This window comes from Variovorax sp. GW821-FHT09D05 (genome assembly GCF_059416325.1).
Window position 1 is genome coordinate 499,442 of the sequence record NZ_JBWKOZ010000005.1, and the last position, 12,674, is coordinate 512,115.

General features: G+C 65.9%; 13 protein-coding genes. 3 read left to right on the forward strand and 10 right to left on the reverse strand.

The window, feature by feature from the left end; translation table 11 throughout:
- Nucleotides 1-13: 13 nt before the first annotated feature.
- The 7 genes from AC07O3_RS16655 to AC07O3_RS16685 all read right to left on the reverse strand — a co-directional run bounded on the left by AC07O3_RS16655 (nucleotide 14) and on the right by AC07O3_RS16685 (nucleotide 5,602).
- Nucleotides 14-928, reverse strand: a complete 915-nt coding sequence (locus AC07O3_RS16655; RefSeq protein WP_495339844.1) for a LysR family transcriptional regulator — start codon at nucleotides 926-928, stop codon at nucleotides 14-16.
- Between the two features lie 89 nt (nucleotides 929-1,017).
- Nucleotides 1,018-1,971 (reverse strand): quinone oxidoreductase family protein, encoded by a 954-nt coding sequence (locus AC07O3_RS16660; protein ID WP_495339845.1) that lies wholly within the window; start codon nucleotides 1,969-1,971, stop codon nucleotides 1,018-1,020.
- Between the two features lie 14 nt (nucleotides 1,972-1,985).
- On the reverse strand, nucleotides 1,986-2,759 hold the full coding sequence (locus AC07O3_RS16665; protein ID WP_495339846.1) for an SDR family NAD(P)-dependent oxidoreductase: 774 nt from the start codon (nucleotides 2,757-2,759) through the stop codon (nucleotides 1,986-1,988).
- Nucleotides 2,756-3,202, reverse strand: coding sequence for an ester cyclase (locus AC07O3_RS16670; RefSeq protein WP_097198444.1), 447 nt, complete (start codon nucleotides 3,200-3,202; stop codon nucleotides 2,756-2,758). The genes AC07O3_RS16665 and AC07O3_RS16670 overlap by 4 nt, the downstream gene beginning before the upstream one ends.
- 28 nt (nucleotides 3,203-3,230) lie before the next feature.
- On the reverse strand, nucleotides 3,231-4,007 hold the full coding sequence (locus AC07O3_RS16675; protein ID WP_495339847.1) for an SDR family NAD(P)-dependent oxidoreductase: 777 nt from the start codon (nucleotides 4,005-4,007) through the stop codon (nucleotides 3,231-3,233).
- A gap of 36 nt (nucleotides 4,008-4,043) precedes the next feature.
- Nucleotides 4,044-4,643, reverse strand: a complete 600-nt coding sequence (wrbA, locus tag AC07O3_RS16680) for an NAD(P)H:quinone oxidoreductase (protein WP_426389822.1) — start codon at nucleotides 4,641-4,643, stop codon at nucleotides 4,044-4,046.
- Nucleotides 4,644-4,765: 122 nt separating this feature from the next.
- Nucleotides 4,766-5,602, reverse strand: coding sequence for an oxidoreductase (locus AC07O3_RS16685; protein ID WP_093080559.1), 837 nt, complete (start codon nucleotides 5,600-5,602; stop codon nucleotides 4,766-4,768).
- A 189-nt stretch (nucleotides 5,603-5,791) separates the two neighbouring features.
- On the opposite strand from AC07O3_RS16685, the gene AC07O3_RS16690 reads away from it, so the two are divergent.
- Entirely contained in the window at nucleotides 5,792-6,700 is a 909-nt protein-coding gene (locus tag AC07O3_RS16690; protein WP_093058189.1) for an AraC family transcriptional regulator, read from the forward strand.
- Nucleotides 6,701-6,781: 81 nt separating this feature from the next.
- On the opposite strand, the gene AC07O3_RS16695 is transcribed toward AC07O3_RS16690, so the two are convergent.
- The 3 genes from AC07O3_RS16695 to AC07O3_RS16705 all read right to left on the reverse strand — a co-directional run bounded on the left by AC07O3_RS16695 (nucleotide 6,782) and on the right by AC07O3_RS16705 (nucleotide 9,985).
- Nucleotides 6,782-7,606: a YihY family inner membrane protein gene (locus AC07O3_RS16695; protein WP_093058129.1), complete on the reverse strand. Its 825-nt coding sequence runs from the start codon at nucleotides 7,604-7,606 to the stop codon at nucleotides 6,782-6,784.
- A gap of 141 nt (nucleotides 7,607-7,747) precedes the next feature.
- Nucleotides 7,748-8,137, reverse strand: coding sequence for a cupin domain-containing protein (locus AC07O3_RS16700; protein WP_495339848.1), 390 nt, complete (start codon nucleotides 8,135-8,137; stop codon nucleotides 7,748-7,750).
- Nucleotides 8,138-8,272: 135 nt separating this feature from the next.
- A complete protein-coding gene (locus AC07O3_RS16705) occupies nucleotides 8,273-9,985 on the reverse strand; it encodes a phospholipase D-like domain-containing protein (protein ID WP_097198448.1) in 1,713 nt (570 codons plus the stop codon).
- 219 nt (nucleotides 9,986-10,204) lie between these two features.
- On the opposite strand from AC07O3_RS16705, the gene AC07O3_RS16710 reads away from it, so the two are divergent.
- Both AC07O3_RS16710 and AC07O3_RS16715 read left to right on the forward strand, forming a co-directional pair.
- A complete protein-coding gene (locus tag AC07O3_RS16710) occupies nucleotides 10,205-10,888 on the forward strand; it encodes a response regulator (protein WP_093058132.1) in 684 nt (227 codons plus the stop codon).
- Nucleotides 10,867-12,669: a hybrid sensor histidine kinase/response regulator gene (locus AC07O3_RS16715; protein ID WP_495339849.1), complete on the forward strand. Its 1,803-nt coding sequence runs from the start codon at nucleotides 10,867-10,869 to the stop codon at nucleotides 12,667-12,669. The genes AC07O3_RS16710 and AC07O3_RS16715 overlap by 22 nt, the downstream gene beginning before the upstream one ends.
- Nucleotides 12,670-12,674 lie beyond the last annotated feature (5 nt).

Consider the following 12,674-nt stretch of genomic DNA (forward strand, 5'->3'; position numbering starts at 1 on the left):
AAGGGCGCTCGCGTTACTTCGGTGAATCTCCCGCTGGCGCCGTGTCCTTCAGGTGCTCCAGGAACCATCGCCCGGCAGGCCCCGGCGGCAGGTCTTTGCGGTACACGGCAAACATGGCAATCGGCGGCGTGGTGGGTTGAAAGGCCTCCAGCTGCAGCCGGGTCAGGAGCCCTGACTCGATGTCGCTGCGCACCATGGCAAGCGGCATGTGCCCCCAGCCAAAACCCGCGCGAAGAAACGCATGCTTTGCGCCCAGGTCTGCGAGCCGCCATATCGATGAAGTGAACACGCCGAAGCTCTTGCCGCTGGTCAGCGAGGTGCGATCCGTCAGGACGAGTTGAACGTGCTGCTCCAATTCCCGCGACGCGATGACGCGTTTCTGTGCGGCCAGCGGGTGCGAAGAGGCAGTCACGGTCACCATCGGAACGTCGAGCAGTTTCTCGGCATCGAGCTCCTCCGGAACGAGGGGCATGGACCCCATGATGCCGATCCTGCAGCCGCGCTGGAGCACGGGTTGCGCCACGGCGCCCAGTGCCTCGACATAGAGGCGCAGCGGCGTGTGCGGAAACGCGGCCCGAAAGAGACCGACCGCCACCGTCAGCGAGTCCATGGGGTACATGACATCGACCACCACCGACAACTCGGGTTCGAGCCCTTCGGAGATCGTGCGCGCCGTGGCCTTGAAGCCGTCCATGCCGTGGACCACGGAGCGGGCCTGCGCAAGCAGAGCGGTGCCTTCCTCGGTGAGCTTCGGATAGCGCCCGCTACGGTCGAAGAGCTGCACATCGATCTGCCCTTCGAGGTTGGCCAGCGTCTGGCTCACCACCGACTGGGCCCGGCGCAGCCTGCGCCCGGCGGCCGAGAAGCTGCCCTCATCGGCGGCCGCAATGAAGGTGCGCAGTTGATCCATTGAAACGCCGTCCAGCATCTATCGCTCCCATCGATGAAACTCCCGGGAAAATATCTGCTTCCCCGCTGGGTGTCCAGCGAGTTGCCAGGATCGATGCGTTCACAGGATCAGGGCACGAGGATGATCGCCCCCGACTTGCGCCGGGCCGCGATGTCCTCGTGCGCCCGTGCCGCTTCGACGAGCGGATAGCGGGCCACGTCGAGCGTGCCGAAGACACCCTTGCGGTACGCGTCGAACACCTCGCCGGTCGCCTGGGCCACGGCACCTTGCACGTGCTGCGCCATCGGCCCGCCCACGATGCGAACGCCGCGAGCGGCAAGGCCCGCCCGGTCGATGTCTGGCGCGCCGGAAGCCGCGCCGATGGTGACGATGGTTCCTCCATCGCGCACGGCCGCTGCCGATGCTGCAAAAGTGGCCTTGCCGACGAACTCGTAGACCACGTCGACGCCTTCGGGCGCGATGCTTCGAATCTGTGCGGCCAGGTCGGCGTCGCCAGAGAGCAATACGTGATCGATGGTGCCTTCGAGCGCTGCTCGCTTCGACTGCGAGCCCACCGTTCCGATGACGGTGGCGCCTTTTGTCTTGGCCCAGCGCGAGATCATGGTGCCCACGCTGCTCGACGCGCCTTGCACCAACACCTTCTCTCCTGCCTTGAGCTGATGGAAGCCGTTCAGCCCGGCCCAGGCAGTCAGGCCCTTGGTCAGCACCGTGACGGTCTGTTCCGAAGAGAGATCGTCAGGCACCTTGAGTAGCGCGGCTGCATCGACCAGGCGCACTTGTGCGTAGCTGCCCGGCGCGAGGAAGTAAGCCATGCGATCGCCGACCTTGACGTCTGTGACGTCCGGCCCGATGGCCTCGACGATGCCGGCGCCCTCGACCCCAGGCACTGAGGGCAGCGGGACGGGCATCACGCCCTGGCGAAAAGCGGTGTCGATGAAGTTGACGCCGATGGCCTCGTGGCGCAGGCGAACCTGTCCGGGCCCCGGCATGCCGACGTTGTCGTCCTCGACTTGGAGGACTTCGGGAGAACCGTATTGATGGAAGCGGATGGTGGTGGTCATGTCTTTCTTTCGGGTCAAATCACGGCGAGCAGGCCGCCATCGACGAGCAGCGCAGTGCCCGTCACATAGCTCGACAGGTCCGAGCCCAACCACGCGACGGCGTCGCCGATCTCGGAAGGTTTGCCAAGGCGCCGCAGTGGCGTGCGCAGGCGAAAGCCTTCTGCAGCCTCTGCAATGCCGGGGCTCGTTCGCAGCAGGTGCGTGTCGATCGTTCCCGGGGCGACTGCATTCACACGGATGCCATCCGGCCCCAGTGCATCGGCCAGCGACTTGGCCATCAGGACCACGCCGCCCTTGCTGGTGGAGTAAGCCACCGTCATGCCCGCGCCCGAGATGCCGCCCATGCTGGCCATGAGAACGATGCTCCCGGCCTTGCCCCGTGCCTTCATGCTGCGGGCTGCCGCCTGCGCGCTGAACAGCGTTCCGTCGAGGTTGATGCCCATGAGCCGGCGGTAGTCCGCCTCTGCAACGTCGAACCCGTCGGCGCGCAGCGTGATGCCCGCATTGGCGACCATCACATCGACGCCGCCGAACTCGTCGGCTGCTTTCAGAAGGTCGTCGACCTGTGCCCGCTGGCTGACGTCTGCGCGATGAAAGCGCGCCAGCACGCCCAGCTCCTCGATCTCCTCCATCGTGGTGCGGCCTCCTTCGCGGGGCTCTGGCGTCACGTCCGAAACGACCACCGCTTTCGCTCCGTGCCTTGCGGCCTGCACGGCGACTGCCTTGCCGATTCCGCTTGCGGCGCCGGTCACGACGACCACCTTGTCCTGAAGAATGTTGGTGTTCATGACTTGTCTCCTGCGGCGCGGGGCCATGCATCCAGCTGTTGAAGCACGGAGAAGAGATTGGCAACACCCCAGTGCTCCGTGATCTTTCCGTTCTGCACGCGCATCGCGTCCACGGTTTCGAAATGGATCGCGCGGCCGGTCGGCGCGATGCCGAGGAAGGTTCCCTGCTGCGTGCCGTGATAGGTCTTGTAAGTAGTGACGACATCGCCATCGGCGCGTTGCCAATGGATCTCGGCGTGAAAGTCGGGGAACGCCTCCCGCAGGATGCGATACAGGCCCAGCGCACCGGCCTTGTCGGGCGTGCAGTTCGGCTGTGGCGTGTGGTCGAGGAAGTCGTCCGAGAACAGCTCGTCGAACAGGGCCCAGTTTCCGCGCCCTTGCACTTCTTCGGTATTGCGGCGAACGACGGCCTTTGCCATCTCGCCTGCATTCAAATTGCTCATGGTGTTGCTCCTTGTCGGTTCGGTTTGTTCAAAGTTCGAAGCCGCCGATGGTCATTCCACCGTCGACGACCAGCATCTGGCCCATCACGTAGCTCGCGGCATCGGAGGCCAGCCACACGGCGGCGGCGGCCACCTCCGCGGGATGACCGCCTCGCTTGGCAGGAATCGCGGTGGAAACCAGCTTCGCGAAGGCCGGGTTCTGGTCGCTCGCGACCTTCACCATCGGCGTTTCCGTCCAGCCGGGGGCGAGGGCATTGACCCGCACGTTGTGCGCGGCGTTTTCCATCGCGGCGACGCGCGTGAGGCCGTGCACGCCGTGCTTGGAAGCCGCATAGGCGCTCATCCCGCCGGGGCCCGTCAGTGCGGCCACGGACGCCGTGTTCACGATGGCGCCGCCGCCACTTTTCTTGATGAGCGGCAGCTCGTGCTTCATGCCGAGAAAGACGCTGCGCAGGTTGACTGCAATCACCTTGTCGAAGTCTTCGGTCGGGTAGTCCTCGATGCGTTGCGCCTTGCCGGTGATGCCGGCGTTGTTGAAGGCCACGTCGAGCCGGCCGGCCTCGCGTTCGATGCGTGCAATGGCGTTGGCCACTTCTTGCTCGACGGCCACATTGGCGATGAGCGCGCGGGCCTTCCCGCCGATCTCGGTGATGAGATCGATGGTTTCGGCAAGGCCGTGCTCGCTCAGGTCGGCGGCATACACGAGGCCCCCTCGTGTCGCGAAGGCCTTGGCGGCCTCCCGGCCGATGCCGGAGCCCGCACCCGTGACGAGTACCACCCGTCCTGCAAAGTCGTTGGAGACCATGTCTTTCTCGCTTCTACAGATGGAGGGTGCGGGTGCTCAGGCAAAGAGCTTCGCGGCGGTCTTGGCCACCAGCTCGCCCTGATGGCGCGCGCCGGCCAGATCGATCGCCGTCGGTTGCCGCGAGCCATCGCCGCCTGCGACGGTGGTGGCACCGTAGGGCGCGCCGCCGACGATCTCGTCGACGCTCATCTGGCCCTGGTGGCTGTACGGCAGGCCCACGATGGTCATGCCGAAATGCAGCAGGTTGGTGATGATCGAGAAGAGCGTGGTCTCCTGGCCGCCGTGCTGGGTGGCCGACGACGAGAAGGCCGCACCGACCTTGCCGTTGAGTGCGCCGCGGGCCCACAGCCCACCGGCCTGGTCGAGAAAGGCGGCCATCTGGGAAGACATCCGGCCGAAGCGGGTGCCGGTGCCTACGACGATGGCGTCGTAGTTCTCCAGATCGGCAACGCGCGCGACGGGCGCTGCCTGATCGAGCTTGAAGTGCGCAGACTTTGCGACCGCTTCGGGAACCGTCTCGGGGACGCGTTTCACGTCGACCTGGGCGCCGGCTTCACGCGCACCAGCGGCAATGGCCTCGGCCATCTTTTCGATGTGGCCGTACGACGAGTAATACAGAACGAGGACTTTGGGCATCTCTGAATCTCCTGGTTGGACAGCTCGGCGAGCTGCATGACCTGAAGATTAGGGATGCGCGATCTATCCAGGAAGCCTGTTTGTTTCGATGGAATATATCGGTCGAATAGATGGATGCGACGTCACGCGATATCGGTGGAGCGAGTCAGGACCTCGTGCTTCGTCAAACTCGTCTGCATCGCGTCGAGCTTTGCGCTTACCAGCCCGAGCGCGTCGCTGCCGATCAGCAAATGCTCCGGCGGCTCCGGCATGTTCACCAGAGTGAGGATCGCATCTGCAGCCCTGTCCGGATCGCCCAGTTGTTTGCCGCTCTTGTCCATGCGCGATTGCCGGATTGGATCGAACAAGCTGTCGTAGTCGCTGATGGAACGCGCGCTGCGCACCATCGAGCGGCCAGCCCAGTCTGTCCTGAAAGATCCTGGGGCAACAGCAGTGACTGCGATGCCCAGGCCCTTCACTTCCTTCGCCAACGTCTCGGAGATCCCTTCGAGGGCGAACTTGCTGCCACAGTAGTAGCTGATGCCGGGCATCGTGATGTAGCCACCCATCGACGTGATGTTGATGATGTGGCCGCGCCGACGCTGACGCATGAACGGCAGAAACGCCTTGATGACTGCGACCGCACCAAAAACGTTGACGTCGAATTGGCGGCGCATTTCATCGAGAGACGATTCTTCCAGGATGCCCTCGTGACCATACCCTGCGTTGTTGATCACGACATCCACTGGCCCGATCTCAGCTTCGACGACAGCGGCGAGTGGTGCGACAGAGTCGAACTGCGTCACGTCGAGCAGCTTCACATGAGCCTCCCCGCGAAATTGCCTGCCGAATTCGGTTGCTGCCTGCTCGGTACGAACGGTTCCGACGACTCGGTGGCCCGCCCGCAATGCGGCGTTCGCAATGGCGCGGCCGAGGCCGCTACCGACGCCCGTAATGAAGAAAGTCCTGGTGTTTTGCATGCGTCGATCTTAGAAATAGAGGGCGCCCGGAGCCAGTCGCAATCCTATGTTTGGCTTGCCTATTTCTATGAAGTCCAACCGCTCTCGGTTACTTTTTGCCAGGGTTGATGCACAGTACGATGAATGAGTAAATCGCGCGCATCAACCATCGACCGCGCTGGCAGACTCCGCGAGGAGCGCCAGGCCAGCATGGTGGCGCTCTTGAAGCGGCTCGCACCTCGAGAGGGCTACACGCTGACGGCGCTACCGGACGTGCGTTTCCTGCGCTCCGATCGCCCATTGGCCTCGACCCCTGTGCTCTACGAACCCGGGATCGTCATCGTCTGCCAGGGACGCAAGCGCGGCCTCTGGGCAAATCAGGTCTACCTCTACGATGCCCAGCACTACCTCGCGGTGTCCGTGCCGGTGCCGTTCACCATGGAGACCGACGCCAGTGCCGACGAGCCTCTGCTCGCGATTTACTTCAGCCTCGATCTCACCGTCCTCGCGGGTCTTGCGTTGCAGGTTGATGAACTTATCGAGAGTTCGAAGACGGCACCAGTCGGCATGTTCTCGACGCCGATCGACGACGCATTGATGCAGACCGTTCTGCGATTTCTCGAGGCGATGAGTTCGCCCGTAGAGGCTGTGTTGCTCGGGCCGGCGATCGTGCGCGAAATCTACTTTCGGGTGCTCATCGGGGAACAGGGAGCATCGATGCGCGCGGCGCTGGCCAGCCAGGGGCAGTTCGGAAAGATCGCCAAGGCCGTGCGGCGCATCCACACCACGTTCGGCGACCGTCTTACCGTCGACCGCCTGGCTCGCGAGGCGGGCATGAGCATCCCGACGTTTCACACTCACTTTCGTGCCGTCACCCAGAGTTCTCCGATGCAGTACCTCAAGTCGGTACGCCTTCATCAGGCGCGCCTGCTGATGTTGCGAAATGGGAAGACCGCGTCCGCGGCGAGCATCGAGGTGGGATATGAAAGCGCGTCGCAGTTCAGTCGTGAGTTCAAGCGCTTCTTCGGGCTCACTCCGAGCGATGAGGTTGCGCGCCTGAAGTCGAGCTTCGCGATGCCTCCTTTGCCGGGGAAGCAGGGGTGGGTGACGTCGCATTGATCGACGCGGCCAGATTGCTGCAAAGTGGCCGTCTGGCAAGCATCCTGAAAGCCGTTCTTCGCGAACGCCTGCTCCTGGCTGCTAGGCCCGAGCAGGCTTGCCTGCCGGTTGCCGTCGGGTGAGCGCCATGTTAGCCGTCATCATGGCCGCGACCAGCGTGACCAGCCACGAGACGTACACCCACAGCAAGAACATGGGGAGCACTGCGAACGCCCCATATAGCGCCTTGTACGTTGGCACTTTGACGAGGTAGGTGGTGAAGCCGCGCTTGCCGAGCTCGAAAGCCACGCTGGCGATCAGGCCGCCTGCGAAGGCGTCGCGCAGCCGTACCTTGGTGTTCGGAACGAGGTAGAACATGCTCGTCAGTACGGTCACGCCGAGCATGAGCGGCCCGAGGTCGAGCACGAATGCAAGCGAGGATGGCAGTGCGCCGATGAGGCCCATGGAAACGCCCAGCAGATACGACGTCGCCCACAGGCTCAGCCCCAGAACGGGTGGCCCGACGGCCAACATCAGCAGGTACAGGCCAACCCTCTTGAAGAACGGCCGGTTCCTCCGGATCTTCCACATCTGGTTCAGCGCGTTCTCCACAGTGAGCAACATCGCGATGGCCGTGCCCAGCAAGAAGAGCGAACCGACCCAGGTCAGGCCGCTGGCGTTCGCGGCGAACTGGTTCAGGTACTTCAGCACTGTGCGTGCGATGTCCGCGGGAAGCAGCCTGCTCAGAAAGAACTCCTGAAGCGCATCCTTGAACCGCGTGAAGGCATGGAATCGCGTGAGCAGCGCGAGGCTCGCCGCCAGCAGGGGAACGATGGACAGCAAGGTCGTGAACGCCAGGCTTCCGGCGACTTGGGGCAAGCGCTCTTTTCTGGCGCGGTCGATGGTCAGGCGGGTCAGGGCAAACATGTATCGCTGAGGAAGGAGGAGTCGAACGGTTCCGCGGGCGCAAGGACCGCTGCCGCTGCAGCCGATTGTCAGTCCGACTGTTGTTCCGTACGGATCGCATCTCCGTTCGACCATCCCGAAGAGGCCTGCCCCTGAGGCCTCTCACTTTGGGTCAGCTACTGGACTTGCGTATTCCTCTGCGCTCATCATCTCCAGTCCGACGAACGGGGCGTTGCCTTCGACCCATGCGTCGTGCCCCGGCGGGATGGTGTACGACATGCCTTCCTCGATGACGGTCTGCGAGCCGTCATTCATTTGCACGGTGATTCGACCGGAAACCGCATACCCGACGTGAGCCACCTGGCAACTGTCCGTGCCCACGACCGGCTTGATGCACTTCGACCAGCGCCACCCGGGCTCGAACTTGAAGCGTCCGAGCGTGTACCCCTCGAGGCGGACCACTTCGACCCGGGTCTTTTCGGGCTCCCGAACCTCATCCGGTTCGTCATGGGATTTCGTCTGAAGCTTGTTGACATTCATCGGACTTGCCATAGCTACTCTCCTTGCACGAGTGAGCAAACGGTCCGCGGCAGCCTCGTGCGAAACCGCACGTGAACGATTGAATAGTAGTCCTGGGCCATGCTCGCGGTGACCTATTTTTTGCACGACTGCACCGGTGGTGCGCAGTCACAGAAAGTCTTCGTCCACCACCAGCGACAGCAATGACCAGCGCAGTCGCTGGGCCCAGTTCGATTCCGGTTCCCGGTGCAGCACCCAGCGGCGTCCGTCGCGCAGAAAGCTCCATTGCAGGCCGCCTCGCAGCGGTGCTTCGCTCACGGTGAAGCTCGCAGGCATGCGCACGCGCTGGATCAGGTCCGCCAGCTCGCCTGCAAGCGTGGGGCTGTCGACGATCAGGCCCAGTTCAGTGTTGCAGTGCGCCGAGCGCCGGTCCATGTTCATCGACCCCACGTAGAACCAGCGCCGGTCGACCACCGCCAGCTTGGCGTGCAGGCGGCCGAGCGAGCCGCGGTCGCTTTCGGTGTCGCTCCAGGCCGTATGTGGTTCGCCAGTTGGCATCAGCTCGTACAGTGTGGCGCCCATCTTCAGGAGAGCGCTGCGGTAGCGCGCGTAGCCGTAGTGCACAAGCGGCTCGTCGGTGGTGGCGAGCGAGTTGGTCACCACCGATACGCTCGCGCCCTCGCGGCTCGCATGGGCGAGTGCTTCGATCATGCGGGGCATGGGTACGAAGTAGGGCGAGACGACGAGCGCCTCGGAGCGTGCGGTCCGGAAAAGATCGAGGTTCGCGGCCATGACCGCGCTCTCGCGGCCTTGCGGCCCTCCGGCTTCCTCGACGCTTCCGCTGGCATCACTGGCGAAGGGGCCTTGCACCACTGCGTCCGCTACGACGCGCACCTTCGCGGGCACCAGTTCGACCCGCCCCCGCGCCAGCTGCGCGCCGACCGGGCCGCGCCCCAGCGCGTCGCGCTCGTTGGCAGGAGGCATGAAGCGACCGAGGCCATGGACCAGCGCGGCGAAGCGTTCGCGCGCATGGGCCGGCGCCGGACGGTCTCCGGCCGCGATGGCCTCGAATGGGTACGACATCGGTCCGTTCCAGAAGGCATCGAAGCTCGCCGACAGCGCGCGCACCGCTGGCCCGGCCAGCAGCGCGTCCATGTCGATGAAGTTCGCTGGCTTGCTGCGCCCGAAGTACTCGTCGGCGATGTTGCGCCCGCCGGTGATGGCGAAGCTGTTGTCGGCAATGAAGAGCTTGTTGTGCATGCGCCGGTTCACGCGGCCGATCTCGTGCAGCGACAGCAGCACGCGCGTGCGCGGGCCGCCGCTGCGCACCGGCAGCGGGTTGAAGAGACGCACCTCCACGTTGGCGTGCGCGGCCAGCCCGGCCAGCATCTCGTCGTCCCCGCCCGCGTACAGGTCGTCGACCAGCAGGCGCACGCGCACGCCGCGCCGGGCCGCGTCGCGCAGCTCGCGCAGGAATTGCCGCCCCGAGGTGTCGTTGGTCACCACGTAGTACTGCGCGTCGACGGTATGCCGTGCGGCCTGCGTGAGTGCGATGCGCGCGTCGAGGGCCTGGTCGCCGTCCGGCAGCAGGCGCACGCCGGATACGTCGGGTATTTCGGGCGTCGCGCCGTCCGGTTCCGGCAGCGACGCGGCGGCGATGCGCGCGAGCGCGCTGTCCCCGACGTCGGTGCGCGCCTGCGACGCGACCCGGTGCACGTTGTCGGGCAATGCAGCGCAACCCGCCAGCAGCGAGACCGCGACCATGGCCGCGGCGCACAGCGCGCGGGCGAGCACCGCGTGGTGGAGCGCGAAGATGCAGAACCGGCACGCAAGGGGTTCCCATGCGGCACGCAGCGCGGCAAAAGACTTTGGGGTGTTCATGGCGGTCCTCGGTGCATCGCATGCGCAGTGGTGATCGATGCAGCCAGTCTTCCGCGCGGTGCCCGCCGCAACAATTGAACGCAGCGCCTAGGCTGCGGCGCGGTGCCGGCGTGGCCATCCGACTAGGCCGTTGGTGTAGGTGCGCGCACTCGCTTATTGGGGGGCTTTGCGCTAACCTGCATTCAGGACGGGGAGAGCCACCGTAGACGAGAGGTCTGTATGAAGGTTCTTCTGGTCGATGACCACGAGATCGTCTGGAACGGCACCCGACTCCTGCTGGAGCGAATGGCCGCCGAGATCGAACCGGGCCGCCCCTTTCATTTCGAAGCGGTGCGGGACGCCGAGCAGGCCTGCCAGCTGGACCCAGCCGGTGTCGACTTGCTGCTGCTCGACTACCACCTGCCCCAACTCTCCGGGCTCGCTGCGCTCAAGGCCGTGAAGGCGCACTTCGAGGCCACGCCCGTGTGCATGCAGTCTGCGGAAAGCTCGCCGCAGCGCGTGCGCGAGGTCATCGAGGCCGGCGCGGCCGGCTTCATCCCCAAGTCGTACCGGCTCGAGGACATGGAGGCAGCCCTGCGCGTGGTGCTGCGCCACAAGATCTACCTGCCGGCCGAGTTCGTGCTGGCCGATGACGTGACCCGCGCGCGCGACCCCGACGAACTGCCGCGCGAGGATCTCGCCGGCTTCCTGCGCATCGAGCTGTCGCCGCGCCAACGCCAGGTGCTGGCGCTGGCGATGCGGGGCATGCCGGTCAAGCTGATCGCGCGCCAACTGCTGATTGCCGAGGGCACGGTGAAGGTGCACCTGTCGATGGTCTACCGGGCGCTTGGCGCGCGCAACCGCACCGATGCCCTGTGCCGCGTCTTCGACGCGCAGGCGGCATGGGCGCTCGAGGCCACGTGAACATGGCGGCCGCACTCGACGAGCTGGACGAACGGCGCTTGCAGGTGGTCGCCGAGCAGGCCGTGGGGTTGCGCTGGCAGATTCTGCTCACCGCCGTTGTCGTCGCGGCCATCGTCTGGCGCGACGTTTCGGCACCCTGGGTGCTCGGTTGGTTCGCGGCGGTGATCGCCAGCCGCGAGTGGCGTGCCGCCGCGCTCGCGCGCATGGCCGCCGACCGGGCCCGCCCGATCGCCGCGCGACTGCGCGCCACCGTGCGCTGGAATGTGCTGATCGGCGCCTGCAACGGCTCCGCGGCGCTGTTCATGGCTTGGCTCGACCCGACGCTGGACGCGGTTCTCACGATGATCCTGGTGTCCTGGGGCGCGGGTGCCGTGTCCACCAGCGCGACCGTGATGCCCGCTTTCCTGGCCTACGCGGGGCTGCTCTTCATGCCCACTGCGGCCATGTGGCTGGTGGCCGGCGGCTGGCTCGGCTGGGGCGTGGGCGCGCTGGTGCTGATGTTCTTCGGGGTGCAGACGCGCTTTGCCCGGCGCAACCTGCAGACTTTCGAGGAGTCGTTCGGCATCCGCGCCGAGAACCAGGCGCTGGCTACTTCGCTGGAGTTCGAGCGCGCGCAGCTGGCCATTGCCCGCGACCAGGCGGTGCGCGCCAACAACGACAAGAGCCGCTTCCTGGCCGGCGCCAGCCACGACCTGCGCCAGCCCCTTCAGGCGATGGCGCTCAACGTGGGTGCGTTGCGGCACGTGGCGATGGCGCCCGATGCGCGCGCGATCGTCGAAGTGGTCGACAGCAGCCTGGAGCAGCTGCGCGCCATGCTCGACGCCTTGCTCGACGTCTCGAAACTCGATGCCGGCGTGGTGGTGGCTCAGCCCCAGCGCGTGCGGATCGACCGGCTGCTGACAGCCGTGATGGCCAGCTTCGGCGCTGCGGCGACAGCGCGCCGGGTCGGTCTGCACATCACCTGCCCGCCTGGTCTGGCGGTGCGTACCGACCCCGACCTGCTGCGCCGCATGTTGGCCAACCTCGTCGATAACGCGATCAAGTTCTCGCCCGCGGATGGACGGGTCGAGGTGCGGGTCTGCACGCGGGATGCGTCGGATGTATCGGGCGCATCGGACGCCGAGGTCGAGCTGACAGTGCAGGACAGCGGCCCCGGCATTGCACCCGAGAACCACCGGATCGTGTTCGAGGACCTGGTGCAACTCCAGGCGACGGGCCCAGGCATCGCGACCGCCGCGGGGCATGGCCTGGGCCTGGGCATCGTGCGGCGGATGGCCGAGTTGCTGGACGTGCCGGTCGAGCTCGAGTCCAGCCTTGGCGCGGGCGCCTGCTTTCGCCTGCGGCTGCCGCGCGCCGCAGCCGTCGGCGTCGACGGCTGCGAGGGTGACGGCGCAGGTGCGCCGTGGAGTCTGGCCGGGCGCTGCGTGCTGGTGCTGGAGGACGACCCGATGGTGCGCGGCGCCTATCTCAACGCGTTGGGAGCGATGGGCTGCCGCGTGCTGTCCGCCGCCACGCTCGACGAAGCACTGGGGCAGGTCGATGAGCCCGACGCGGTGGTGGTTGACTGCCGGCTCGGCGGCGGCGTCTCGGGCTTCGATGCCGCCGAGCGCCTGCGCGAGCAGCGCTGCGCACAGCCCGCGCTACCCATCGTCATGGTCACGGCCGATACCGACCCGGCGGTGGTCGAGGCGGCGCGGCGACAGGCGCTGCCGCTGCTGCGCAAGCCCGTCGATGACCAGAGGCTCGGCCGCGCACTGGCCGCGGCCATCGAAGGTTCCTGAGTTCG

Excerpts from the sequence above, each read along its gene's own strand:
- AC07O3_RS16685 (WP_093080559.1), bottom strand. The coding sequence starts at position 5,602 with ATGCAAAACACCAGGACTTTCTTCATTACGGGCGTCGGTAGCGGCCTC.
- AC07O3_RS16655 (WP_495339844.1), bottom strand. The coding sequence starts at position 928 with ATGCTGGACGGCGTTTCAATGGATCAACTGCGCACCTTCATTGCGGCC.
- AC07O3_RS16660 (WP_495339845.1), bottom strand. The coding sequence starts at position 1,971 with ATGACCACCACCATCCGCTTCCATCAATACGGTTCTCCCGAAGTCCTC.
- AC07O3_RS16665 (WP_495339846.1), bottom strand. The coding sequence starts at position 2,759 with ATGAACACCAACATTCTTCAGGACAAGGTGGTCGTCGTGACCGGCGCC.
- AC07O3_RS16670 (WP_097198444.1), bottom strand. The coding sequence starts at position 3,202 with ATGAGCAATTTGAATGCAGGCGAGATGGCAAAGGCCGTCGTTCGCCGC.
- AC07O3_RS16675 (WP_495339847.1), bottom strand. The coding sequence starts at position 4,007 with ATGGTCTCCAACGACTTTGCAGGACGGGTGGTACTCGTCACGGGTGCG.
- AC07O3_RS16710 (WP_093058132.1), top strand. The coding sequence starts at position 10,205 with ATGAAGGTTCTTCTGGTCGATGACCACGAGATCGTCTGGAACGGCACC.
- AC07O3_RS16705 (WP_097198448.1), bottom strand. The coding sequence starts at position 9,985 with ATGAACACCCCAAAGTCTTTTGCCGCGCTGCGTGCCGCATGGGAACCC.
- AC07O3_RS16715 (WP_495339849.1), top strand. The coding sequence starts at position 10,867 with ATGGGCGCTCGAGGCCACGTGAACATGGCGGCCGCACTCGACGAGCTG.
- AC07O3_RS16700 (WP_495339848.1), bottom strand. The coding sequence starts at position 8,137 with ATGGCAAGTCCGATGAATGTCAACAAGCTTCAGACGAAATCCCATGAC.
- AC07O3_RS16695 (WP_093058129.1), bottom strand. The coding sequence starts at position 7,606 with ATGTTTGCCCTGACCCGCCTGACCATCGACCGCGCCAGAAAAGAGCGC.
- wrbA (WP_426389822.1), bottom strand. The coding sequence starts at position 4,643 with ATGCCCAAAGTCCTCGTTCTGTATTACTCGTCGTACGGCCACATCGAA.
- AC07O3_RS16690 (WP_093058189.1), top strand. The coding sequence starts at position 5,792 with ATGGTGGCGCTCTTGAAGCGGCTCGCACCTCGAGAGGGCTACACGCTG.